This window comes from Streptomyces sp. NPDC034085, from assembly GCF_055575555.1.
Genome location: NZ_JBVISL010000004.1, coordinates 218,260 through 239,553, shown reverse-complemented (window position 1 = coordinate 239,553; position 21,294 = coordinate 218,260). Strand labels below are relative to the sequence as shown.

Here is a 21,294-nt window from a genome sequence, read left to right as displayed (position 1 = left end):
GCTCACGCGGCGGCCCGCTCGGCGTCGTCCGCGTTCGCCGGGGTGATGCCCTTCGTGGAGGCGATCACACCCTTGAGCTTCTTGGCGAGGGCCTCGTAGAACATGCTGAGGGGAAACTCGTCCGGAAGCACGTCGTCCACCAGCTTGCGCGGCGGCTGCGTCAGGTCGAGGGCGTCGGGGCCCTTGGCCCACTTGGAGCCCGGGTGCGGGGCGAGGTAGGTGGAGACCAGCTCGTAGGCCTTGAACCAGTGGACCAGCTTCGGACGGTCGATGCCCGCGCGGTAGAGGTCCTCGATCTCGGCGCACAGCTGGTTGGTGACCTGCGGGGCACGCATCCAGTCGATCTTCAGCTTGTTGTCCGTCCAGCGCACGACGTCGTGCTTGTGGAGGTAGGCGAAGAGCAGCTGGCCGCCGAGGCCGTCGTAGTTGCGGTTGCGGTCGCCGGAGACGGGGAAGCGGAACATCCGGTCGAAGAGGACGGCGTACTGCACGTCACGGCCGTGCTCGTTGCCCTCGGACTCCAGCTTCACGGCCTCCTTGAAGGCGGTGAGGTCGCAGCGCAGCTCCTCCAGGCCGTACATCCAGAACGGCTGGCGCTGCTTGATCATGAAGGGGTCGAAGGGCAGGTCGCCGTGGCTGTGGGTGCGGTCGTGGACCATGTCCCACAGGACGAAGGCCTTCTCGCAGCGCTCCTGGTCCTCGACCATGCGGGCGATGTCCTCGGGCAGCTCGATGCCGAGGATGTCCACGGCCGCCGCGGTGACCTTGCGGTAGCGGGCCGCCTCGCGGTCGCAGAAGATGCCGCCCCAGGTGAAGCGCTCGGGGGCCTCGCGCACGGCGATGGTCTCCGGGAAGAGCACGGCGGAGTTGGTGTCGTAGCCCGGCGTGAAGTCCTCGAAGGTGATGCCGAGGAAGAGCGGGTTGTCGTACCGGGTGCGCTCCAGCTCGGAGAGCCACTCGGGCCAGACCATCTTCAGGACGACGGCCTCGAAGTTGCGGTCCGGGTTGCCGTTCTGCGTGTACATCGGGAAGACGACGAGGTGCTGGAGGCCGTCGGCGCGCTGGGCGGCCGGGTGGAAAGCCAGCAGCGAGTCGAGGAAGTCCGGGACGCCGAAGCCCTCGGCGACCCACTTGCGCAGGTCGGCGACGAGCGCGGCGTGGTACGCGGTGGCGTGCGGCAGCAGCGGCGACAGGGTCTCGACGGCCCCGGCGACCCGCTCCACGGCGGCCTCGACCTCGGCGCGGGCGGGGGCGCCCTCGGCCTCGAAGTCGATCGAACCGTCCTTGGCCTGCCAGGGGCGGATCTCCTCCACGGCGGCCTTGAGCTCGGGCCACGCCGGGTGGTCGACCACCCGCGCGCCAGCGGTTATCACGGCACCGCGGGAGCCCGGCACAAGAGTTTCCGTCATGTCACTTCCTCCACAGGAGAACCTCACGTCGGCACAGGGTAAGCATGCGAGGCTCTCCCACTCAAGAGGAAACTCAGGAAATTATCCCGTGACACCCCCCACTCCACCGCAAGTCTTCCCGTACCGTGCGCTGGAATCCACCACTCCGCCTACCAGTTGACGCGTTCGGCCCGCTTGCGGCCGCCGCGGCGGCACTCAGGGGAGGAGCCCGGCATTCCGGCGGAAGTGCGGGATGACCTTCTCCCCCCACTGCCGCAGGGTCTCCAGGCAGGCCTCCTGCGGCACCGTGCCCATCTGGACCAGGCACATCACCTCGTCCGCGCCGGCGGCCCGCAGCCGCTCCACGTACGCGACGGCCCCCTCTGCGCTGCCGTAGGCGTGGTCGGCATGGAAGGTGGCCGTGGAGGTCGGCCGCACCGGGACGTCCAGCTCGTGCAGCCGGGCCACCACCTGCTCGGCGGCCCGGCGCATCTCGGCCCCCTCGTCCGCGCCGGCCACCACCGCCTCGTCCGGGACGCCGGCGCCGCCGTACCAGTGCCCGATGGACTGAGCGAAGAACCGCTGGCCCCTGACGCCGATCCGGCGGGCCTCCTCCGGGTCGTCGAGCACGATGGTCGGGCAGAGGACCGAGAAGTGGTCGTTGACGGCCGTGGAGACGAAGCGGCTGCCGTCGCGGCGCTCGCGCGCCGCGTCGTACACGGCCCGCATCCCCGCGACGGCCTCCGGCCCGGCGAAGCCCATCACCAGGGCTCCGACGCCCAGCTCGGCGGCCTGCACCAGCGTCTCGCCCCGGCTGCACGCCAGGAACAGCGGCGGGTGCGGCCGCTGCGCCGGACGCGGCAGGATCGGGTGCGGCCCGATGTCGAGCAGCTCGCCGTGGTACTCCAGCTCCTCCTCCCGCCACGCCTTCCCGATCACCCGCAGCGCCTCCTCCACCTCGGCGGTGGTGCGGTCCCGGTCCACCCCGAACAGCGAGGTCTCCTGCTCGGTGCCCCCGCGCCCGGCCCCGAGGTCGAGGCGCCCGCCCGAGAGGAGGTCGAGCATCGCGGCCCGTTCGGCCACCCGGACCGGATGGTTGAAGCGGAAGGGCATGCACACGACTCCGTGCCCGATGCGTATGGTGTCGGTCCGGGCCGCGACGAAGCTCAGGAAGACCTCCGGAGCGCTCAGGTGCGCGTACCACTTCAACGAGTGGTGTTCGACGGCCCAGATCCGGTCGAATCCCATGCGTTCGGCGAGGACCGCCTGCTCGACGCAGTCGCGGATGACCTGGTGCTCCCGCTCCACGGTCGGGTCGGCCAGCTGAGCCTCGAAGATCACGGAGAATTTCACGATGCCTCCAGAGTTGAGTCCCGTGCCCGGTCTTACTTCGATTAGAAATATGACTAGTAGTCAGACGTCGAAGAAGCAAGAGCTCCCGCCGACCGCGTGGGCGGTGCTCGGCCTGCTGTCGTTCCCCGGCGAGCGCACCGGATACGAGCTGAAGAAGTGGGCGGACTCCTCCCTGCGCTTCTTCTACTGGTCGCCCGCGATCAGCCAGATCTACGCGGAACTGCGCCGGCTGGAGGAGCTGGGGTACGCGGTCTCCGTGCGCTCGGGGCCCGAGGAGGCCCGCGCCAAGCGCCGCTACGCCATCACCGACGCCGGGCGCGAGGCCCTCACCGGCTGGGCCTCGGACACCGCGGACGCCGGGCCGCCGGTGCTCAAGCACGGGCTGCTGCTGCGGATCTGGCTCGGGCACCTGGCCGATCCCGAGCGGCTGCGGGCGATGGTCGAGGACCACGTGGAGCGGACCCGGGGCGAGCTGGACGCCGTACGGGAGGCGAGGGAGCGGGCGGCGGACGTACCGGAGTGGGCCTTCCCGGTGCTGGCCCTGCGCTGGAGCGAGCGCCGGCACCTGGCCGAGCTGGAGCTGGCCGGGGCCCTGCTGGCCGACCTCCGGGAGGCCGGGGCGCGGGCGGCCGACGCCGAGGCGGGAGCCGGGTCCGGGGCCGCCGGGGCGGCCAGGCGTCAAGCCGGCGGGGACGCGCCCACGCCCGGGTGACGCGGCACGGCGCCCCCGGCCCGCCGGGCGGCGCACGGCCCTGGCGGGAAGCGGCCGGAGGGCTTCCGCAGGCCCCTGCACGACCGGTCCCATCGCGCCCGGGGCGCACTAGCATGCGTCCTCACCGCGCGCGGCCGGTCGGGACACCGCGAGCGCGCGGGGAGCCGCCGTCGACGGAAGCGAGAGAACCTTGACTTTCCTCACCATCGGTCACCGCGGGGTCATGGGTGTCGAGCCGGAGAACACCCTGCGGTCGTTCGTCCGCGCCGAACGCTGCGGGATGGACGTCATCGCGCTGGACGTCCGCCTGAGCAAGGACGGCGCCCTCGTCGTGCTGCACGACGCCGAGGTGGACCGCACCACGAACGGCGCGGGCGCCGTCGCCGACCTGACCCTCGCCGAGCTGCGCGAACTGGACGCCGGCCAGGGCGAACGCGTGCCGGTCCTGGAGGAGGTGCTGGACGCCGTCCGGATCCCGCTCCAGGTGTCGGTCCAGGACCGGGCCGCCGCCACGGTGCTCGCGGACCTGATCGTGCGCCGCGACCTGACCTCCCGCGTGGAGGTCGCCTCCGGTGACGGCGAGGTGCTCGCGGCGGTCGCCCGGCACGCCCCGGGCGTGCGGACGGCCCTCCATCCCCGGCGGCCCGGCGCGGCCGCCGAGGACCTCGTGGACCTGGCCCTGGCGGCCGGGGCGCGGACGGTGGCCCTGGACATCCGGCGGCTCACCCTGGAGACGGTGGAGGCGGCCCACGCGGCGGGGCTGCGGGTGACGGGCTGGACGGTCAACACCCTGGATCAGCTGCGGCTGGCACGGGCCCTGCAACTGGACGGCGCCGCCACCGACTTCCCCGAGATCCGCAGCACCGGCCGGTTCACCGCCTGACGGGGTCTCACAGCGGCTTGACCAGAAGTTCGAGGGTCAGGTCGTCGCGGAGCGGGATGCCGTGGCGCGGGTCGCCGTAGAAGAAGGGGCTCAGCTCGCCGGTGCGCCGGTAACCGCGGCGCAGGTAGAAGGCGATGAGCTCCTCGCGGACGGTCAGCACCGTCATCCACATCTCCTTCGCACCCCACACCTCACGGGCACGGCGCTCGGCCTCGGCGAGGATCTCCTTGCCGAGGCCGGCGCCCTGGAGCTCCGGACGCACGGCGAACATCCCGAAGTAGACGTGATCCTCCCGGTGTTCGAGCTGGCAGCAGGCGACGAGGGCGCCGGCGCGCTCGACCACGACGAGAGCGCCGTCGGGAGCGTCCACGACCTGCTGGACCATGTCGGCGTCGGTGCGCTGGCCCGCCAGGAAGTCCGCCTCGGTGGTCCAGCCACCCCGGCTGGCGTCGCCGCGGTAGGCCTCGTCGAGGAGTGCCACCAGCGCGGGCACGTCGGCTGCCACCGCGGTGCGGAAACTCAGGGCGGCGGAGGGGGCGGTCGACATCGGGGCTCCGATCTGCTCATCGGCATATGACATGCCTGGTCGTGCACCCAGAGCCTAGCGCGGGTCGGCGTGAGGGCGGTGTGAGCAGGGAATCCCTTCTGCTGACGCCGACGAACCGGGAGGTTCCGCCGTGCACGGATCCGCGATGCCCCTCACCCTGGCCTGGATGCTCGTGGCGCTGTGCGCCGCGAGCGGTGCGTACTGCCTGCTGCGGGCGCGCAGAGCGGACCGGCGCGGGCGGGGGGCGGCGGCCGGCGAGGCGGTGATGGGCTTCGGGATGGCGGCGATGGCCGTCCCGGCGGGTACGGGGCCGTGGGGGCCGCAGGTGCTGCTGGCCGTCTTCTGCGGGGCGGCGGTGCACGCGCTGTGGCTGCTGCGCGGCGGGGTGCACCACGCGCACCACCTGGTGGGCTCGCTGGCGATGGCGTACATGGCGCTGGCGATGGCCGCGGGGCACGGGCACGGCCGGGCGGGGCTGCCGGCGGTGACGGCGGCGCTGCTCGTCTACTACGCGGGGTACGTCCTGCTCGGCGGGGCCCGGCTGGTGGCGGCGGGGCCGGCCGGGGCGGCCGGCGGGGCGGAGGGGCGGGCGGCGGCGGCTTCCGGCGGCACCGGGGACCTGACGCCGGCCTGCCGACTGGCCATGGGGACGGGGATGTTGGCGATGCTGCTGGCCATGTGAGCGCGGCCGGGGCGGGGCGGACGTGTCCTGCGTCACCAATGCCCCGGGCCCGTACCCGTGGGAGCGCCGCGCTCATAGGCTGGCGGACATGATGGTCTCCGCCGTTCTCCTGATGCTCGGCGCACTGACCGCGGTGCTCGCGCCCCGCCTGCTGGCCCGGGCGCAGTGGCCCGAGCGCGAACCGGTGGTCGCGCTGTGGGTGTGGCAGTGCGTGGTGGCCGCGACCCTGCTGTGCCTGGCCCTGTCGATGCTGCTGAGCGCGGCCGCCGCCTGGCAGGCGGTACGGGGCCGGCTGTTCGCCGTGGCCCCGCACGGGGTGGTCGACGCGTACGCGCTGGGGGCGGAGGGCGGCCCCTGGGCGACCGGTACGGCCCTGGTGCTGGCCTGCGGGGGGCTGTGGACCGGGGCGATGCTGGCCCGGGAGGTGCTGCGGGCGCGGGCGCGGCGGCGGGCCCGGGGTGCCGAACTCCTGGTCCGGGCCCCGCTGCTGCCCGGTGAGGACCCGGCCGCCGCGCGGCTGGTGGTGCTGGAAGGTCCGCGTCCGGACGCCTGGTGGCAGCCCGGGGCGGCCCCGCGGCTGGTGGTGACCACGGCCGCGCTGGGCCGGCTCAAGGGCAGCCAGCTCGACGCGGTGCTGGCGCACGAGCAGGGGCACGTGGCGGCCCGGCACGACTGGCTGCTGCACTGTTCGCGGGCGCTGGCGCGGGGGTTCCCGCAGGTGCCGGTCTTCGCGGCGTTCGAGGCGGAGATGCACCGGCTGGTGGAACTGGCCGCCGACGACGTGGCGTCGCGGCGCTACGGGCGCCTCACGATCGCCCTGGCCCTGGTCGGGCTGAACGAGGACCGGGGCGTCTTCGGCCCGTGCGGGCCCGAACAGGCGCACGTACCGCAGCGGGTGCGGCGGCTGCTGTCGGCCGCGCCCCGGCTGTCGGCGGGCCGCCGGGTGCGGCTGGCTGCGCTGGCCGCGCTGGTCCCGGCGGTTCCGCTGGTCGTGGCCTTCGTACCGGGTCTCAGCGCGCTGACCTGAGGGGCGCGCTCCGTTTGCTGCGAGGATCGGCGGCATGCGGAGCACGTGGCTGACGAGGACCGGGCTGGGCTGCGCGTCGGCCGCTGCCGTCCTGACCGCCCTCGTGGTGGGCCGGTGGGGGCCCCTGGCCCGCTGCGACGACTGGGTCGCGCGGGGCCTGCACCCGTACGCCGTCGGCCACCGGGGCGTCACGCACGTCGTGCGGGTGCTCTCCGACTGGCTCTGGGACCCGTGGACGATGCGCGCGCTGGCCGCCCTGGCCGGCCTGTTGCTCTGGCGGCGCGGGGACCGCTCCCGCGCGGTGCGGGTCGTGGGGGTGACGGTGCTGTCCGTGGTGGTGCAGCAGGGGATGAAGGCGCTGACCGGGCGGGCCCGTCCCCAGTGGCCGGATCCGGTCGCGACGGCGCACTTCTCCGCGTACCCCTCGGGGCACGCGATGACGGCGGCGGTGGTCTGCGGGGTGCTGCTGTGGCTGCTGCCCCGGGACGCGCCGCGGGCGGTGGCGGCCGCGGCCTGGACGGTGGCCGCCGTCTCGGTGCTCGGGGTCGGCTTCACCCGGCTCTACCTGGGCGTCCACTGGTTCTCGGACGTGCTCGCGGGCTGGCTCCTGGGGGCGGCACTGGTGTCGCTCGCGGCGTTCCGGCATGCCTGCCCGGGGCGATCCCCCGCGTCGCCCCGAGCAGACGGTCCCGTGCGCTGAGTATATTGGCTCCGAGCCAGTCAACGCAGGAGTAAGCATGTCCCCGCGCAGCGCATCGGTCAATGAAGAATTGCGCAGACGTTCCCGGGAGCGGCTGCTCCGGGCGACGGTCGAACTGGTCGCCGAACGCGGGTACGAGGCCACGAAGCTCGCCGACATCGCCGACCGGGCGGGCGCGGCCCGCGGCCTGATCTCGTACTACTTCCCCGGCAAGCGCGAGCTGCTCCAGTCGGCGGTGCACCGGCTGATGCACCTGACGCTGGAAGCGGCCCTGGAGCGCGAGCCGCGCAGCGACGACGGCCGGGAGCGGCTGGCCCGGGCGATCGACGCGATCCTGGGGCTGGCCCGGGACCAGCCCCGGCTGATGCGCACGCACATGGCGGGCATCCTCCAGGCGGAGGGGTTCATCCGGTGCCCGGAGCAGCAGCGCCTGGCGGAGCTGCTGCGGGACACCGTCACCCGGTACGGTTCGGCGGACGTGGACACGGACTACCCGCTGCTGCGCGCCCTGCTGATGGGCGCGGTGGTCGCGGTCCTGCTGCCAGGGGCGCCGATGCCGGCCGCCCGGCTGCGGGCGGAGCTGTTCCAGCGGTACGGGCTGGACTGGGAGCTGGGGGTCCCGCCGGACGGAGGACCGCCCGGCGGAACGTTTCCCCGCTGACCGGGGCGATCAGGTGCCGCTTCAGTGGTACGCGGGCTGGCTCTGGACGTTGAGCCGGTCCATCCACACCCACTTGGCGCTCTCGGTGCGCCAGTCGTCGAGCCGCAGCACGTCGAGGCCCTTGACGATGTCGTTCGAGTAGATGTGCCCGTTGTAGTAGTACGCCGACCACGAACCGCCGAGGCCCAGCTTGTCGGTGGTCAGCGGGCCGCGCTCGAAGTAGCCGATCTCCTTGGGGGCCGCGGAGTCGGTGAAGTCCCACACGGAGACGCCGCCCTGGTACCAGGCCTGGACCATGATGTCGCGGCCGCCGCCGACCGGGATCAGCGAGCCGTTGTGGGCGACGCAGTTCTCGGTGTCGGCCTGGTGGCGCGGGATCTTGAAGTAGCCCCTGAAGACAAGCTTGCGCTGGTCGCCGCGGCCGGTGATGTCGTAGATCCCGTCGGCGCCCCGGTCGGGGCCGGTGGCCTCGTTGCAGGTGGCGCCGCCACCGCCGCCGAGCTCGTCGGTGAACACCACCTTGTTCGCCCGCTCGTTGAAGGTCGCCGAGTGCCAGAACGCGAAGTTGACGTTGTCCTGCACGCGGTCGATGACCCTCGGCTGCTCCGGCTCGCTGATGTCGAAGAGGATGCCGTCGCCCATGCAGGCGCCGGCGGCCAGGTTCTTGGACGGCAGCACGGTGATGTCGTGGCAGCCGGTGGTCTTGGAGACCCCGGGGTTGGCCGGCGCGCCCGGGTTGCCGCCGTCCGGGAAGAGCACCGGGAAGGCGACGACGGCGGCCTGGGTCGGGGCCTTCTTGGGGACCTTGACCACGGAGATGCCGTCGTGCGGCGGCTTGCAGTCCGGGAAGGCCTCGTTGGGCGAGTACGAGGAGACGTAGAGGTAGATGTCGCGGCCGCCGGGGACCAGGGTGTGGGTGTGGGACCCGCAGGCGGTCTCGACGGACTTGATGTACTTGGGGTTCCGCTTGTCCTTGATGTCGAAGATCTTGATCCCCTCCCACGAGGACTTCTCCGTCGCGGGCTGCGAGACGCTGTTGCAGGAGTCGTCGCTGCGGGAGGAGTCGGTGGAGAGGAAGAGCAGGTCGCCGGAGACCGAGACGTCGTTCTGGCCGCCCGGGCACAGGACCTGGGTGACGACCTTCGGCGACCGGGGGTTGGCGATGTCGTAGATCGTGAAGCCGTCGTAGTTGCCGGCGTAGGCGTAGTCGCCCTGGAACGCCAGGTCGGAGTTGATCCCGGCCGGGTTGGTGCTGGGGACGTTGGCCAGGGGCTTGATGTTGGCGCTGTGCACGACCTCGTCCTGGCCGGGGATCTCCCCCGGGGCGAGTACGCGGTCCTGCGCGGGGCCGGCGCTCTGCCGGGAGCCCGCGCCCGGTGTCAGGTCGCCCGGGTCTGGGGTGGCGGCCGCCGGTGTGGCGGCGGCCAGGAGGGTGGTGAGGAGTCCGGCGGCGGCCAGGGCCGCCCCCGTACTCCGGCGGCGCACTCCGACGCTGTGGGGCAAGGTCACTGTGCCTCCCGTGGGGGCCCGTACGTTCCGCTCCTCGTGGGAACGGAACCTGGACCCCGGCAGTATCGTGCTTTTCATGGACATGGCAAACGCGTTACTCGGCCGATTCCTGGGGGCGGCGCTGGCCGCCGGCCTCCTCCTCGCACTCACCGGCTGCCAGGACGACGACGGCGGCGCACGGGCCGCGGGCGACGGCGCTCCGGTGGTGGTGGCGCCGGGCAAACCGGGCGGCCCGGCCCGCACCCTCTCCCCCGAACAGGCCGCGCGGGAACGCCCCGACGACACCCCCAACGCGGCCGACCGCGCCTACGTGCGGCGGATGGTCGAACACCACCGGCAGGCCCTCACGATGAGCGCCCTCGCCCCCGACCGGGCCTCCGCGGAGGGGGTCCGGCGGCTCGCCGAGCGGATCGCGGCCGCGCAGGGGCCCGAGATCGGGGCGATGGAGAAGTGGCTCTCCCGGTACCCGGCGCCGGGCGCGGGCGGAGGGGCCCACGAGCACGGCGCGATGCCCGGCATGGCGACGGAGCAGCAGCTGGCGGAGCTGACCGCCGCCAAGGGGGCGGACTTCGACCGGCTCTTCCTCAGGCTGATGACCGCCCACCACGAAGGGGCCCTCACGATGGCCGGGGAGGCGCTGGCCCAGGGCAACAACGTCGCCGTGGAGGAGATGGCGAACGAGGTGGTGGCCACCCAGAGCGCCGAGGTACAGCGGATGCGCGCCCTGGGCTGACGGGTCCGGGGCCCGGTGGCATGCTGGGAGACACCTGCGGGAGGAGTACCGCCGTGCTTCGTGTCGCCGTCGTCGGTTCGGGCCCCAGCGGGGTCTACGCCGCCCAGTCCCTGGTGCAGCAGCGGGAGGTCCCGGGCGTGCGGGTCGACGTTCTGGACCGGCTGCCGGCGCCGTACGGCCTCGTGCGGTACGGGGTGGCCCCCGACCACGAGAAGATCAAGTCGCTGACCGGAAACCTCCGCTCGGTGCTGGAGGACGACCGGATCCGCTTCCTGGGGAACCTGGAGGTCGGCGGTGAGGGGCTGCCGACCGCGCGGCTGCTCGAGCTGTACCACGCGGTGGTGTACTGCGTCGGCGCCGCCCGCGACCGGATGCTCGGCATCCCCGGCGAGGAACTCGCCGGGGTGCACTCCGCGACGGCCTTCGTGTCCTGGTACAGCGGCCACCCGGACGCAGGCGCCTTCGACCTGGGCGGTGTGCGCTCGGCGGTGGTGGTCGGCGCGGGCAACGTCGCGGTCGACGTGACGCGGATGCTGGCGCGGGGCGTTCCCGAGCTGGAACCGACCGACATGCCCCAGCCGGCCCTCGGCGCGCTGGCGGACAGCGGGGTGCGGGCGGTGCGGATGGTGGCCCGCCGCGGGCCGTCGCAGGCGAAGTTCACCACCAAGGAACTGCGCGAACTGGGCACGCTGCCCGGGGTCGCCACCCGGGTGGAGCCCGCCGAGCTGGCCCTCGACCCGGCGTACGCGGATCAGGGCGCGGCGGCGGCGCTGCCGGCCGCGGCCCGGCGCAACCTCGAGGTGCTGCGCGGCTGGGCCGGCTCCGGCCCGGACGCGGCCGGCGGGACCCGGGAGATCCTGCTGCGCTTCTACCTGAGGCCGGTGGAGGTGCTGGGCGGCTCCGACGGCCGGGTGCGGGGGGTGCGCTTCGAGCGGACCGCCCCGGACGGCCGGGGCGGGGTGACCGGAACCGGTGCGTACGAGGACGTCGAGGCGCAGCTCGTGCTGCGCTCGGTGGGGTACCTGGGCGTGCCGCTGCCGGGGCTGCCCTTCGACGCGGCCACCGGGACCGTGCCGCACGCGGCGGGCCGGGTGGTGCGCGAGGGCCGGGCGTCGGTGGGCGAGTACGTGGCGGGCTGGATCAAGCGCGGGCCGACCGGGGTGATCGGCACCAACCGGCCGTGCGCCAAGGAGACGGTGTCCTCGCTGCTCCAGGACGCGGGCGCACTGGCACGGCGCGAGCTGCCCGCCGACCCACTGGACGCGCTGCGCGCGGCCGGCCTGCGCCCGGTGGGATGGCCGGGCTGGCTGTCCATCGAGGCCGCCGAGGCGGACCTGGGCCGCTCCCTGGGCCGTCGCTCGGTGAAGATCCCCGACTGGGCGGGCCTCCGCGCGGCGGCGGGCCTCGCGTAGGCCGGTCGGGGAGCCGGCCTCAGGCCGTCGCCCCGGGCCGGCCCTCCTCGGCGGTGGCGGCCGTCAGGATGCTGTCCAGGAGGCCGGGGAAGCGGGACTGGAGGTCCTCGCGGCGCAGGCCGTTCATCTTGGCCGTGCCGCGGTAGGTCTGGCGTACGACGCCGCTCTCGCGCAGGACGCGGAAGTGGTGGGTGGTCGTGGACTTGGTGACGGGCAGGTCGAAGTCGGAGCAGGCCAGTTCGGCTTCCGTGGCGGCGAGGTCGCGGACGATGGACAGCCGCACCGGGTCGGAGAGCGCGTGCAGCACGCCCTCCAGCCGGATCTCGTCCGGCCCCGGGTGGGCGAGGACACGGGCCGTGTCGCGTTCCGTCATGTCCTGCTCCGCTCGGTCGTCGGCTCGCCCCGGCTGGGCTGCGGCTCCCATCGTACGAGGAGCGTCGTAGGAAGGGCCGGGGGTGCGGCGCGGAGCCGGGGGCCGGGCCGCACCGCCCCCGGGATCACCAGGCGCGGTGGTACGGGTCGGGCATCCGGACCTCCGCGCCCAGCTCGGTGGCCGCGCGGCGGGCCCAGTACGGGTCGCGCAGCAGCTCGCGGCCGAGGACGACGGCGTCCGCCTCGCCATTGGCCAGGATCTTCTCGGCCTGCTCCGGCTCGGTGATCAGGCCCACCACGGAGACCGGCAGGGTGGTCTCCGCCTTGACGCGGGCGGCGAAGGGCACCTGGTAGCCGGGGCCGGCCGGGATCTTCACGTGCGGGGCGAGGCCGCCGGTGGAGACGTCCAGGACGTCCACTCCGTGCTCCTGGAGCAGTCCGGCCAGCCGGACGGTGTCGTCGGCGGTCCAGCCGCCCTCCTCCAGCCAGTCGGTGGCGGAGATCCGGAAGAGCAGCGGGAGTTCCTCGGGCCACGCGGCCCGTACGGCGTCGACGACCTCGAGGGCGAAGCGGGTGCGGTTCTCGAAGGATCCGCCGTAGGAGTCGGTGCGCTTGTTGCTGTGCGGGGAGAGGAACTCCCCGATGAGGTAGCCGTGGGCGCCGTGGATCTCGAGGACCTCGTAGCCGGCCGCGGCGGCGCGCTCGGCGGCGGCCGCGAACTGGCCGGTGATCTCGCGGATCCGCTCGGCCGTCAGCTCGTGCGGCACCGGGTGCCCCTCGTCGAACGGCACGGCGCTCGGGGCGACGGTCTGCCAGCCGTGCGCCTCGGGGCCGACGGGCCCCCCGCCCTTCCAGGGGCGGTCGGTGGAGGCCTTGCGCCCGGCATGACCGATCTGGATGCCGGGGACGGCGCCCTGGGACTTGACGAAGGCGGTGATCCTGCGGAGGGCCTCGACCTGCGTGTCGTTCCAGATGCCGAGGTCGTAGGGGGTGATCCGGCCCTCCGGCGAGACGGCGGTGACCTCCTGGATGATCAGCCCGGTGCCGCCGGTGGCGCGGGCCGCGTAGTGCGCGAAGTGCCAGTCCAGGGCCACGCCGGCGTGGGGGCCGGAGGCCTCGGCGCTGTACTGGCACATCGGCGCCATCCAGACGCGGTTCGGGATGGTGACCGAACGCAGGGTGTAGGGCTGGAAAAGGGCGGCGAAGGCGGCGGGGGCAGCACTCATGGGTCTCTCCAGATGTCACCGGGGCACGCACCGGGGGCGGCGCTAAGTACGAGAAACACCGTACTACGAAAATCCCCGTACTACGAGATCTCTCGTACTACCGATCGGCGTCGAACGGGTGTCCGGCGGCCCGGCCTGCGGGACCGCCGTCGGCGGACGGGTGCAGACTGGCTGGAACGCTGCCGTGAAGGACAACGACGTCCGGAGGTGTCGGCCATGACCGACGTGGTACTGCTCGCGGGGACCCGCAAGGGCCTCTTCATCGGCCGCCGCCGGGCCGGCGGCCCCTGGGAGTTCGACGGACCGCACTTCAACGCCCAGGCCGTCTCGGCGGTGGCCGTCGACGTCCGGGGGCCGGCGCCCCGGCTGCTGGTCGGCGGGGACAGCTCGCACTGGGGGCCGTCCGTCTTCAGCTCCGACGACCTCGGCGCGACCTGGCGCGAGCCCGCCGCGCCCGCCGTGAAGTTCCCCCAGGACACCGGCGCCTCGCTGGAGCGGGTCTGGCAGCTGCACCCGGCCGGCCCGGAGGCCCCGGACGTGGTCTACGCGGGGACGGAGCCGGCCGCGCTGTTCCGCTCGGCCGACCGGGGCGAGTCCTTCGAGCTGGTCCGGCCGCTGTGGGAGCACCCGACCCGCTCGCAGTGGGTCCCGGGCGGCGGCGGGGAGGGCCTGCACACCGTGATCACCGACCCGGCCGACCCGGCCGCCGTGACGGTGGCGGTCTCCACCGCCGGGGTGTTCCGCACCCGGGACGGCGGGGCGAGCTGGGAGCCGTCCAACCGCGGGGTCTCGGCGGTGTTCCTGCCGGATCCGGACCCGGAGTTCGGCCAGTGCGTCCACAAGATCGCCCAGGACGCCGGAGACCCCGCCCGGCTCTACCTCCAGAACCACTGGGGGGTCTACCGCAGCGACGACGCGGGCGCCGAGTGGACCGACATCGGCACCGGACTGCCCTCCGACTTCGGCTTCGCGGTGGCCGCCCACCCGCACCGACCGGACACCGCCTACGTCTTCCCGCTCAACGCCGACTCCGACCGCGTCCCGGCGCAGCACCGCTGCCGGGTCTTCCGCACCCGGGACGCGGGCGCCACCTGGGAGCCCCTCGCGAAGGGACTGCCGGCCGGCGACCACTACGGCACGGTCCTGCGCGACGCCCTGTGTACGGACGACGCCGACCCGGCGGGCATCTACTTCGGCAACCGCAACGGCGAGCTGTACGCCAGCCACGACGACGGCGACAGCTGGCAGCTGCTGGCGGAGCACCTGCCGGACGTCCTGTGCGTCCGGGCGGCCGTTCTGCGCTGAGCGTGGACCCGCTGTCGGTGTGGGCCAGTAGAGTGATCACCCATGGCAGCACGACCGTTGAACGAGATCGTCGAGCCGGGCTGGGCCCGGGCTCTGGAGCCGGTGGCGGGGCAGATCGCCGCGATGGGGGACTTCCTGCGCGCCGAGATCGCGGCCGGGAGGACGTACGTCCCCGCGGGGGCGAACGTCCTGCGCGCGTTCCAGCAGCCCTTCGACGAGGTGAAGGTACTGATCGTCGGACAGGACCCCTATCCGACCCCGGGGCACGCGATGGGCCTGTCCTTCTCGGTGGCTCCCGAGGTGAGCCCCTGGCCGCCCAGCCTGGACAACATCTTCCGCGAGATGCACGCGGACATGGGGACGGGCCGGCCGCTGAACGGCGACCTGACCCCGTGGACCCGGCAGGGCGTGCTGCTGCTGAACCGCTCGCTCACCACGGCCCCGCGCAAGCCCAACGCCCACCGGGGCAAGGGCTGGGAGGCGGTCACCGAGCAGGCGATCCGCGCCCTCGCCGCGCGCGGCAAGCCGCTGGTGTCCGTCCTGTGGGGCAGCGACGCCCGCCGCCTGCGACCGCTGCTGGGCGACCTGCCCGCCGTGGAGTCCGTCCACCCCTCCCCCATGTCCGCCGACCGCGGCTTCTTCGGCTCCAGGCCGTTCAGCCGGACGAACGAGCTGCTGGTCAGCCAGGGAGCGCAGCCCGTCGACTGGCGCCTGCCCACAGTCAGTTGAAACATATATGACATTCAGCTACGACATTCACTGGATAAATACGGACAGATGCCACCCGAGCGGGCCCTGCCCGAACACGTGGTTCCGATAAGCCAGTAGCATGCGGCGCCATGAGCTCCCCCACTGGGCCCGCGAATGGCCTGCCCGTACGAATGCCGCGACCCCGCCAGACCGGGCGGCACCGCCGACCCGAGCCCGCGGTGGCGCCCGAGGGCGCTCCCGCGCTGGTGCTCGCCGTGCCCGGTGCCCCCTCGGCCGCCTCGCGGGGGCTCGCCGAAGAGGTCATCAGCATCGGCCGCTCCGAGCTGCCGGGCCTGGACGCCCGCATCGGCTACCTCGAGGGTGCGGACGGCGGGGACAGCGAGTTCCCCTCGCTGTCCGGTGTGCTGACCGCCGTCGCGCAGGAGCGCACCGCGCGTGCGGAGTTCGCCCGCGCCGCCGGACTCGACGTGCCCGCGCCGATCGGCCCCGACGCCGTGGTCGTGCCCCTGCTGGCCGGTCCCGACGGCGACCTGCTGCGCCGGGCGCGCCAGGCCCTGATGGACTCCTCGGCCGCCGCCGAGCTGGCCGACGTGCTGGGCCCGCACCCGCTGCTCGCCGAGGGCCTGCACGTGCGGCTCTCGGAGGCCGGCCTGGCCCGCGCCGACCGGGCGCGGCTGTTCACCGTGGCCACCGCCGCCGACGGCATCATCCTGGCCACCACCGGCGGCGAGGAGGCCGTCCAGGCGGCCGGGATCACCGGCATGCTGCTGGCCGCCCGGCTCGCGGTGCCGGTCATCGCCGCCGCGCTGGACCAGGAGGGCTCCGTGGCGGCGGTCGCCGCCGAGCTGCGCGGTTCCGGGTCGGTCCAGCTCGCGCTGGCCCCGTACCTGATCGGGCCGGAAGCGGCCGACGGCCTGCTGGACACCGCCTGCAAGGAGGCCGACTGCACCGCGGCCGAGGTGCTCGGGGCCTACCCGGCGCTCGGCAAGCTGGCCGTCGCGCAGTACAGCGCCGCCCTGGGGATCCAGCTGGGCGCCGCCGCCCAGTAGGCGCGCGGACATGATGGCGGGGGCCCGTCCGGAATCCGTTCCGGGCGGGCCCCCGCCGCGTCACCGGGTGGTTTCCCGGGCGAACACCACGCAGGCGGCGGCGGGGACGGCCACCGAGCCGGCCCGGCGCGGGTGCCCGGTCCGCCGGTCCACCTCGAACCAGGTGACGTCCCCGGACCACTCGTTGGCCACGTACAGCCGGCGTCCCGAGGGCTCGGCGACGAGATCGCGCGGCCAACTGCCCCCGCACTCCGTCACGTCAGTGGCCTGCGGCTTCTCGGCTCCGTCGGCGAGCGAGAAGGTGGCCAGGGTGTCGGTGCCGCGGACCGCGGCCCAGACGAAGCGCCCGTCGGGCGACACGGCGACCACCGAGGGATAGGCCCGCGGAGCGCCCGGAGCGCCCTCCGGGGCGACCGGAACCTCGGACACCGGCTCCAGCTCCCCGGCAGCCGCGTTCCAGCGGCAGACGGTCATCTGCGGCTCCAGCTCGTGCAGGACGTACGCCACGTCGCCGTCGGGGTGGAAGGCGAGGTGGCGGGGCCCGGAGCCGGCCCGGAGCACGGTCTCGGCGTGCACGCGCAGTTCCCCGGTGTCCGGGTCGGCGGCGCAGACCCGGACGGAGTCGGTTCCCAGGTCGACGCTCAGCACCCAGCGGCCGCTCGGGTCGGGCCGGACCTGGTGGGCGTGCGGGCCCTCCTGCCGCTCCGGGTCCGGGCCGCCGCCCCGGTGGACGAGGACGGCAGCGGGCCCGAGGAGGCCCCCGCCGTCGGCGAGCGGCAGGCTGCTGACGCTGCCGGAGGTGTAGTTGGCGGTCAGCAGCCTGCCGCCGGCCGTGCTGAGGTGGGTGGGACCGCAGGCCCCGACCGGAACGGGGCTCCCGAGCGGTTCCAGCTCCCCGGATCCGGTGCGGAAGGCGAGCGCGGCGCCCCGTTCGGTCTCGCTGACCGCGTAGAGCACGCGGCCGTCCGGGCCGAGCGCGAGGCACGAGGGGTTCTCGGGGGTGGCGGTCACCGCGAGCGGGGTCAGCGCCCCGGTGGCGGGGTCCACGGCGGCGGTGGTGATGCCGCGGCCGCCCCCCGAGGTGAAGGAGCCGATGTAGGCCAGGTACCGGTCGTCGCGCGCCGCATCCTCCGTACCGGTCCCGCCGCGTGCGCCGTTCACGTCGTCCACAGGTCGCCCTTCCGCCGTTGCGCTCCGTCGGGGCGACCGTAACAGAAGGTCTAGACCAAGTCCCGTCCCTCGGCGCGTTCCCGCGCGCCGTCGTGGTGGACGTAGGCCGTGGAGCTCGGACGGTCGTCGTAGGTGCGGTGGAAGACCGGGGTGGCGGACCCCGAGATCGGGGGGACGATCCAGGACCAGTCCGCGCCCACCTCACGGCCCTTGCGCTCTTCGCGCTCCAGGTGCGAGAGGAACCGGCGGGACTCGGTGTGGTGGTCGGCGATGGTGACCCCGGCGCGGTCGAAGGAGTCCAGCACCGCCCGGTTGAGCTCCACCAGTGCCCGGTCCTTCCACAGCGAGCGGTCGCTGGAGGTGTCCAGGCCGAGTCTGCGGGCGACGGCCGGCAGGAGGTTGTAGCGGTCGGTGTCGGCGAGGTTGCGGGCGCCGATCTCGGTGCCCATGTACCAGCCGTTGAAGGGCGCGGCCGGGTAGTGGAGGCCGCCGATCTCCAGGCACATGTTGGAGATGGCGGGCACCGCGTGCCAGCGCAGGCCCCAGTCGCTCCAGTCGTCGCGCCCGTCGGGGTGCCGGATGGGGACCTCCAGCACGGCGTCGGCGGGGGTCTCGAACCAGCGGGGCTTGTCGTCGACGCCCTGCACGACCAGCGGCAGCAGGTCGAAGGGGGTACCCGCCCCGCCCGGCCAGCCCAGGCCGAGCAGGGCCTCGGTGAGCGGCGCGTTGCGGGCGTCGCCCACCGTTATGGAGTGGTGGTCCCCGTAGCCGGCGTAGCGCACCAGCTGTTCGCTCCAGATCAGCGGGCCCGGCCGGCCGGGCACGTCGGGGGCGAAGACCGTGATGGTGGGCCGGATCCGTCCGCCGTTGGTCGCCTCGCGCAGGTGCTCGAAGCACTCGGCCGCGATGTCCTCGCCCGCGGTCAGCCCGCGCCGGTCGCGGACCCGCAGCGAGTTCCAGTAGAGCCGGCCTATGCAGCGGTTGCTGTTGCGCCAGGCCACGCGGGCCCCGTGGGCCAGCTCCTGCGGGGTGTGGCGGTAGGTGCCGGTCTCCGCCAGCTCGGCCCGCACGGCGGCGAGCCGCGGCCGCGGATCACCGGCCTGCGGGTTCTCGCGGTGGAAGAGCCGGACGAACTCCTCGGCTTCCTCCCCCACCTGAGCGGTGCTCGCGTGCTTCTGCTGGATTTCCATCCCGGGCCGTTACCCCCTGTCCGACCAGATCCACCCTGTACGTGCCGGATGAATGTGCAATGAGCGCTCACCCGTTGTACACGGGGCAGGTCAGCCCGGAGCCGCTTGAGCGCCCGGAACACTCCTCCGAGTGATCTTGACGCATCGGCCTGCGGTGAGAGCCCGCACGGACGTATCATCCGCGGCATTCCCGGGGTTGAGGCCGGGCCGGCGGCGGGACCGCCCGCGCGGGATCAGGCGGTGATCACCAGCGGGGACCTCGGGTCCGTGCGCAGCGGGGTGGCCAGGGCGACGAGGGCCTGCTCCAGGCCGTGCAAGTGGGCCAGGGCGGGTTCGGCACCCGGGAGCTGGGGCGCGGTGTGCGGCGCGGCGGGCTCCGGGGCCTCCCCGGGGGCGGTCAGCGCCTCGACGGCCGCCTCCACCCTCCAGCAGGCGGCGGCGAGCCGGGCGTCGTGGGAGGCCTGCGGGTCGGCGGCGACGGCCGCGAGCCCGCGCACCTGGCGGGCGCAGTCGTCGAGCAGCGCCATGACCTGCCGGGCCCGGGCCTTGCGGGCGCGCAGCGGGCTCAGCGGGTGGACGAGCGGCGCGAGGGCGATCCGCGCGCGGCCCAGCAGGAGTTCCAGTTCGGCGGCGTGCGGGGCGGGGTCGGCCCCGGGGTCTCCGGCGAGGCGGTCGAGGGAGGCGGCGGTCGCGGCCCGTACGCAGTGCAGGACACGCTGGATCCAGGCGTCGTTGGCGCCGTGGGTGGTCACGGGGAGGATCAGCACCACGGCGAGGGCGGCGCCGAGCGCGCCGACCGCCGTCTCCTCGAAGCGCAGGAGCAGCAGCCCGGGGTGCAGCACGCCCAGGAGCCCGTAGAGCAGCCCGGCCATGACGGTGACGAAGAACATCATCCAGGAGTAGGAGGGGGCCGCCGTGTAGAAGATGCCGAAGACGCAGACGGCGACGAGGGCCGCGGTGGGCGCGGGCGCTCCGTGCAGCGGTACGGCGATCAGCAGCCCGGCGGCGATGCCGAGGACGGTGCCCAGGACCCGGCGGAAGCCGCGGACCAGGGTCTCCCCGCGCGAGGCGGTGTTGACGAAGATCCACCAGGCGGTGCCGACGGCCCAGTACCAGCGGTCCTCGGACAGCACCTGGCCGATGGCGAGGGCGAAGGCGCAGGCGGCGGTCGCCTGGAAGGCCTGGCGGGTGGTGGGCCGGGCCAGGCCGGTGCCGGGCAGCTGCGGCGGCGCGGGGGTGGGCGGGGTGCGGCGCTCGATGGGCCACAGCAGGAACCGCACCGTCCCGGCCGACAGCAGCGCGAGGCCGACGGCGGCGAACAGCTCGGGCAGCTGGGCGGGCACGGCGTGCAGGAACTGGGTGACGAAGAACATCATGAAGCCGAAGATGCCGAGGGCGTGCCCGCGCGGCCCCCAGCGGCGTGCGTACACCCCGGCGAAGACGACGGCGAGGAAGGCCGCGTCGCGGGCGGCCGGGATCCCGTGCAGTCCGGTGGCCAGCGCCAGGACGGGGAAGCCGGCGGCGGGCAGCAGGGCCGTGGTCGCCCGCTGGGCGCGGACGTCCGCGTCCAGGACGGTGAAGAGCGCGAGCAGCGCCGCGAGTCCGCCGGTGATGGAGGCGGTGAGCGAGAGTCCCGCCAGTTCGGCGACGGCGACGGCGAGTCCGGTGCCGATCACCGCGCGGAGCGAGTTCCGCAGTCTGGTGCGCCCCGGGTCCGGAGCCACGAACATCCTCTTCACGGCGGTGTGCCGCCCCCCTCGCGATGCTGCACGCCGGCCCGGCGTCCGCCCGGGGGTGGTGGGCGGCGGTCGCGCACGGCGAAGGCACCGCGCTCCGGACCGGCCTCGTCGCCGTCCGGCGCTGCGCGGCGCCGAAAGTACATGGATATGACACAGATAAGCATCTGCGGGGGCAATGGCTCAAGCGAGGTACGTCACGCTGGGCCGTTGGCCCAGCCGGAAAGCATCATTTCCGGCCACTGGAAGGCCAACGGACCGGGCCGGGCGGCGACCGCCGCTCCGGGCGGGAGCGGTACGGACGCGCCCGCCCGCCGCCGTGCGGGCGGGCGCCGCGGCGCCGACGATGGAAGGGTGCGGGACGAGACGGGTTCGCCCCGCCTCACGGCGTACGCGGTCCTCACCGAGGGCGGGACCGCGTCCGCCGGGGGCTGCGCGGCCGGTGTACCGCGACGCGCGGGGCGCGCTCGCCCGGCTGTGGGGGCCGGGGGCGGCGGGAGTCAGGGGGTGTTTTCGGTCGGCACGCACAGGACGGGGACCGGCGAGAGGTGCAGGAGCTTGTGCGGGGTGGAGCCGAGCAGGGCGCCCCGGATCGGGCTGTCACCCCAGCTGCCCACGATGATGACCCGGGCGTGGTGGCGTTCGGCGGCGGCGAGCAGGGCCTGGGCGGGCTTGTCGTCCACCACCTCGACCGCCGAGGGGACCCCCGCCTCGTCGGCGGCGTCGACGGCCCGGGCGAGGGCGGTGCGGCCGGCCTGGAGGACGGCCTCCCGGTGGGCGCGGTACTCCTCCCCCGTGGGTCCGGGAGCGGCGGCCCCGTAGACGAGGATCAGCGGTTCTCCGAAGGCGGTGGCCACCTCCAGCGCCACCCGCAGCGCCCGCTCGGCGCCGGGGGACTCGTCGTACCCGAGGACCACGGACATCCGGA

Annotated in this window: 21 protein-coding genes; 11 read left to right on the top strand and 10 right to left on the bottom strand. The window is 74.1% G+C overall.

Annotated features, from left to right (window positions below; translation table 11 throughout):
• Positions 1-2: 2 nt before the first annotated feature.
• Together ACZ501_RS15905 and ACZ501_RS15900 are read right to left on the bottom strand one after the other, a co-directional pair.
• Complete coding sequence (locus tag ACZ501_RS15905; protein WP_361604625.1) at positions 3-1,409, bottom strand: DUF6421 family protein; 1,407 nt, start codon at positions 1,407-1,409, stop codon at positions 3-5.
• A 195-nt stretch (positions 1,410-1,604) separates the two neighbouring features.
• Positions 1,605-2,741 carry an LLM class flavin-dependent oxidoreductase gene (locus ACZ501_RS15900; protein WP_468795856.1) on the bottom strand — a complete coding sequence of 379 codons (1,137 nt, stop codon included), beginning with the start codon at positions 2,739-2,741 and terminating at the stop codon, positions 1,605-1,607.
• A gap of 49 nt (positions 2,742-2,790) precedes the next feature.
• On the opposite strand from ACZ501_RS15900, the gene ACZ501_RS15895 reads away from it, so the two are divergent.
• Both ACZ501_RS15895 and ACZ501_RS15890 read left to right on the top strand, forming a co-directional pair.
• A complete protein-coding gene (locus ACZ501_RS15895) occupies positions 2,791-3,453 on the top strand; it encodes a helix-turn-helix transcriptional regulator (protein WP_468795853.1) in 663 nt (220 codons plus the stop codon).
• A gap of 190 nt (positions 3,454-3,643) precedes the next feature.
• Positions 3,644-4,336: a glycerophosphodiester phosphodiesterase gene (locus ACZ501_RS15890; protein ID WP_361604615.1), complete on the top strand. Its 693-nt coding sequence runs from the start codon at positions 3,644-3,646 to the stop codon at positions 4,334-4,336.
• A 7-nt stretch (positions 4,337-4,343) separates the two neighbouring features.
• Here ACZ501_RS15890 and ACZ501_RS15885 read toward each other — a convergent pair whose 3' ends face one another.
• Positions 4,344-4,883: a GNAT family N-acetyltransferase gene (locus tag ACZ501_RS15885; protein WP_468796610.1), complete on the bottom strand. Its 540-nt coding sequence runs from the start codon at positions 4,881-4,883 to the stop codon at positions 4,344-4,346.
• 130 nt (positions 4,884-5,013) lie between these two features.
• On the opposite strand from ACZ501_RS15885, the gene ACZ501_RS15880 reads away from it, so the two are divergent.
• The 4 genes from ACZ501_RS15880 (at position 5,014) to ACZ501_RS15865 (ending at position 7,953) form a co-directional block, all read left to right on the top strand.
• A complete protein-coding gene (locus tag ACZ501_RS15880; protein WP_468795850.1) occupies positions 5,014-5,565 on the top strand; it encodes a DUF5134 domain-containing protein in 552 nt (183 codons plus the stop codon).
• Positions 5,566-5,653: 88 nt separating this feature from the next.
• On the top strand, positions 5,654-6,592 hold the full coding sequence (locus ACZ501_RS15875) for a M56 family metallopeptidase (RefSeq protein WP_468795847.1): 939 nt from the start codon (positions 5,654-5,656) through the stop codon (positions 6,590-6,592).
• A 34-nt stretch (positions 6,593-6,626) separates the two neighbouring features.
• Entirely contained in the window at positions 6,627-7,292 is a 666-nt protein-coding gene (locus ACZ501_RS15870) for a phosphatase PAP2 family protein (protein ID WP_468795844.1), read from the top strand.
• A gap of 37 nt (positions 7,293-7,329) precedes the next feature.
• Positions 7,330-7,953, top strand: a complete 624-nt coding sequence (locus tag ACZ501_RS15865; protein ID WP_361604603.1) for a TetR/AcrR family transcriptional regulator — start codon at positions 7,330-7,332, stop codon at positions 7,951-7,953.
• Positions 7,954-7,974: 21 nt separating this feature from the next.
• On the opposite strand, the gene ACZ501_RS15860 is transcribed toward ACZ501_RS15865, so the two are convergent.
• Entirely contained in the window at positions 7,975-9,462 is a 1,488-nt protein-coding gene (locus ACZ501_RS15860) for an LVIVD repeat-containing protein (RefSeq protein ID WP_361604600.1), read from the bottom strand.
• A gap of 76 nt (positions 9,463-9,538) precedes the next feature.
• Between ACZ501_RS15860 and ACZ501_RS15855 the strand changes: the two genes are divergently transcribed.
• Positions 9,539-10,195, top strand: a complete 657-nt coding sequence (locus ACZ501_RS15855) for a DUF305 domain-containing protein (protein WP_468795841.1) — start codon at positions 9,539-9,541, stop codon at positions 10,193-10,195.
• A gap of 53 nt (positions 10,196-10,248) precedes the next feature.
• Entirely contained in the window at positions 10,249-11,607 is a 1,359-nt protein-coding gene (locus ACZ501_RS15850) for an FAD-dependent oxidoreductase (protein WP_468795838.1), read from the top strand.
• A gap of 19 nt (positions 11,608-11,626) precedes the next feature.
• Here ACZ501_RS15850 and ACZ501_RS15845 read toward each other — a convergent pair whose 3' ends face one another.
• Together ACZ501_RS15845 and ACZ501_RS15840 are read right to left on the bottom strand one after the other, a co-directional pair.
• Positions 11,627-11,980, bottom strand: a complete 354-nt coding sequence (locus ACZ501_RS15845) for an ArsR/SmtB family transcription factor (RefSeq protein ID WP_468795835.1) — start codon at positions 11,978-11,980, stop codon at positions 11,627-11,629.
• A 124-nt stretch (positions 11,981-12,104) separates the two neighbouring features.
• A complete protein-coding gene (locus tag ACZ501_RS15840; protein ID WP_468795832.1) occupies positions 12,105-13,205 on the bottom strand; it encodes an NADH:flavin oxidoreductase/NADH oxidase in 1,101 nt (366 codons plus the stop codon).
• 216 nt (positions 13,206-13,421) lie between these two features.
• Here ACZ501_RS15840 and ACZ501_RS15835 point away from each other — a divergent pair, with 216 nt between their 5' ends.
• From ACZ501_RS15835 to ACZ501_RS15825, 3 genes are all read left to right on the top strand, one after another.
• Entirely contained in the window at positions 13,422-14,510 is a 1,089-nt protein-coding gene (locus tag ACZ501_RS15835) for a WD40/YVTN/BNR-like repeat-containing protein (protein ID WP_361604585.1), read from the top strand.
• A 42-nt stretch (positions 14,511-14,552) separates the two neighbouring features.
• A complete protein-coding gene (locus tag ACZ501_RS15830; RefSeq protein ID WP_361604582.1) occupies positions 14,553-15,239 on the top strand; it encodes a uracil-DNA glycosylase in 687 nt (228 codons plus the stop codon).
• Positions 15,240-15,349: 110 nt separating this feature from the next.
• Positions 15,350-16,270, top strand: a complete 921-nt coding sequence (locus tag ACZ501_RS15825) for a sirohydrochlorin chelatase (protein WP_468795829.1) — start codon at positions 15,350-15,352, stop codon at positions 16,268-16,270.
• Positions 16,271-16,330: 60 nt separating this feature from the next.
• Here the strand turns inward: ACZ501_RS15825 and ACZ501_RS15820 are convergent, their stop codons facing one another.
• The 4 genes from ACZ501_RS15820 to ACZ501_RS15805 form a co-directional block, all read right to left on the bottom strand.
• Positions 16,331-17,431, bottom strand: a complete 1,101-nt coding sequence (locus tag ACZ501_RS15820; protein ID WP_468796607.1) for a lactonase family protein — start codon at positions 17,429-17,431, stop codon at positions 16,331-16,333.
• A 59-nt stretch (positions 17,432-17,490) separates the two neighbouring features.
• Complete coding sequence (locus ACZ501_RS15815) at positions 17,491-18,630, bottom strand: nitric oxide synthase oxygenase (RefSeq protein ID WP_468795826.1); 1,140 nt, start codon at positions 18,628-18,630, stop codon at positions 17,491-17,493.
• Between the two features lie 233 nt (positions 18,631-18,863).
• Positions 18,864-20,360, bottom strand: a complete 1,497-nt coding sequence (locus ACZ501_RS15810; protein ID WP_468796604.1) for an FUSC family protein — start codon at positions 20,358-20,360, stop codon at positions 18,864-18,866.
• 506 nt (positions 20,361-20,866) lie between these two features.
• On the bottom strand, positions 20,867-21,289 hold the full coding sequence (locus ACZ501_RS15805; protein WP_361610263.1) for a universal stress protein: 423 nt from the start codon (positions 21,287-21,289) through the stop codon (positions 20,867-20,869).
• Positions 21,290-21,294 lie beyond the last annotated feature (5 nt).

Excerpts from the sequence above, each read along its gene's own strand:
- ACZ501_RS15905 (WP_361604625.1), bottom strand. The coding sequence starts at position 1,409 with ATGACGGAAACTCTTGTGCCGGGCTCCCGCGGTGCCGTGATAACCGCT.
- ACZ501_RS15895 (WP_468795853.1), top strand. The coding sequence starts at position 2,791 with ATGACTAGTAGTCAGACGTCGAAGAAGCAAGAGCTCCCGCCGACCGCG.
- ACZ501_RS15885 (WP_468796610.1), bottom strand. The coding sequence starts at position 4,883 with ATGTCGACCGCCCCCTCCGCCGCCCTGAGTTTCCGCACCGCGGTGGCA.
- ACZ501_RS15875 (WP_468795847.1), top strand. The coding sequence starts at position 5,654 with ATGATGGTCTCCGCCGTTCTCCTGATGCTCGGCGCACTGACCGCGGTG.
- ACZ501_RS15870 (WP_468795844.1), top strand. The coding sequence starts at position 6,627 with ATGCGGAGCACGTGGCTGACGAGGACCGGGCTGGGCTGCGCGTCGGCC.
- ACZ501_RS15865 (WP_361604603.1), top strand. The coding sequence starts at position 7,330 with ATGTCCCCGCGCAGCGCATCGGTCAATGAAGAATTGCGCAGACGTTCC.
- ACZ501_RS15855 (WP_468795841.1), top strand. The coding sequence starts at position 9,539 with ATGGACATGGCAAACGCGTTACTCGGCCGATTCCTGGGGGCGGCGCTG.
- ACZ501_RS15845 (WP_468795835.1), bottom strand. The coding sequence starts at position 11,980 with ATGACGGAACGCGACACGGCCCGTGTCCTCGCCCACCCGGGGCCGGAC.
- ACZ501_RS15840 (WP_468795832.1), bottom strand. The coding sequence starts at position 13,205 with ATGAGTGCTGCCCCCGCCGCCTTCGCCGCCCTTTTCCAGCCCTACACC.
- ACZ501_RS15835 (WP_361604585.1), top strand. The coding sequence starts at position 13,422 with ATGACCGACGTGGTACTGCTCGCGGGGACCCGCAAGGGCCTCTTCATC.
- ACZ501_RS15830 (WP_361604582.1), top strand. The coding sequence starts at position 14,553 with ATGGCAGCACGACCGTTGAACGAGATCGTCGAGCCGGGCTGGGCCCGG.
- ACZ501_RS15825 (WP_468795829.1), top strand. The coding sequence starts at position 15,350 with ATGAGCTCCCCCACTGGGCCCGCGAATGGCCTGCCCGTACGAATGCCG.
- ACZ501_RS15815 (WP_468795826.1), bottom strand. The coding sequence starts at position 18,630 with ATGGAAATCCAGCAGAAGCACGCGAGCACCGCTCAGGTGGGGGAGGAA.
- ACZ501_RS15810 (WP_468796604.1), bottom strand. The coding sequence starts at position 20,360 with ATGTTCGTGGCTCCGGACCCGGGGCGCACCAGACTGCGGAACTCGCTC.
- ACZ501_RS15805 (WP_361610263.1), bottom strand. The coding sequence starts at position 21,289 with ATGTCCGTGGTCCTCGGGTACGACGAGTCCCCCGGCGCCGAGCGGGCG.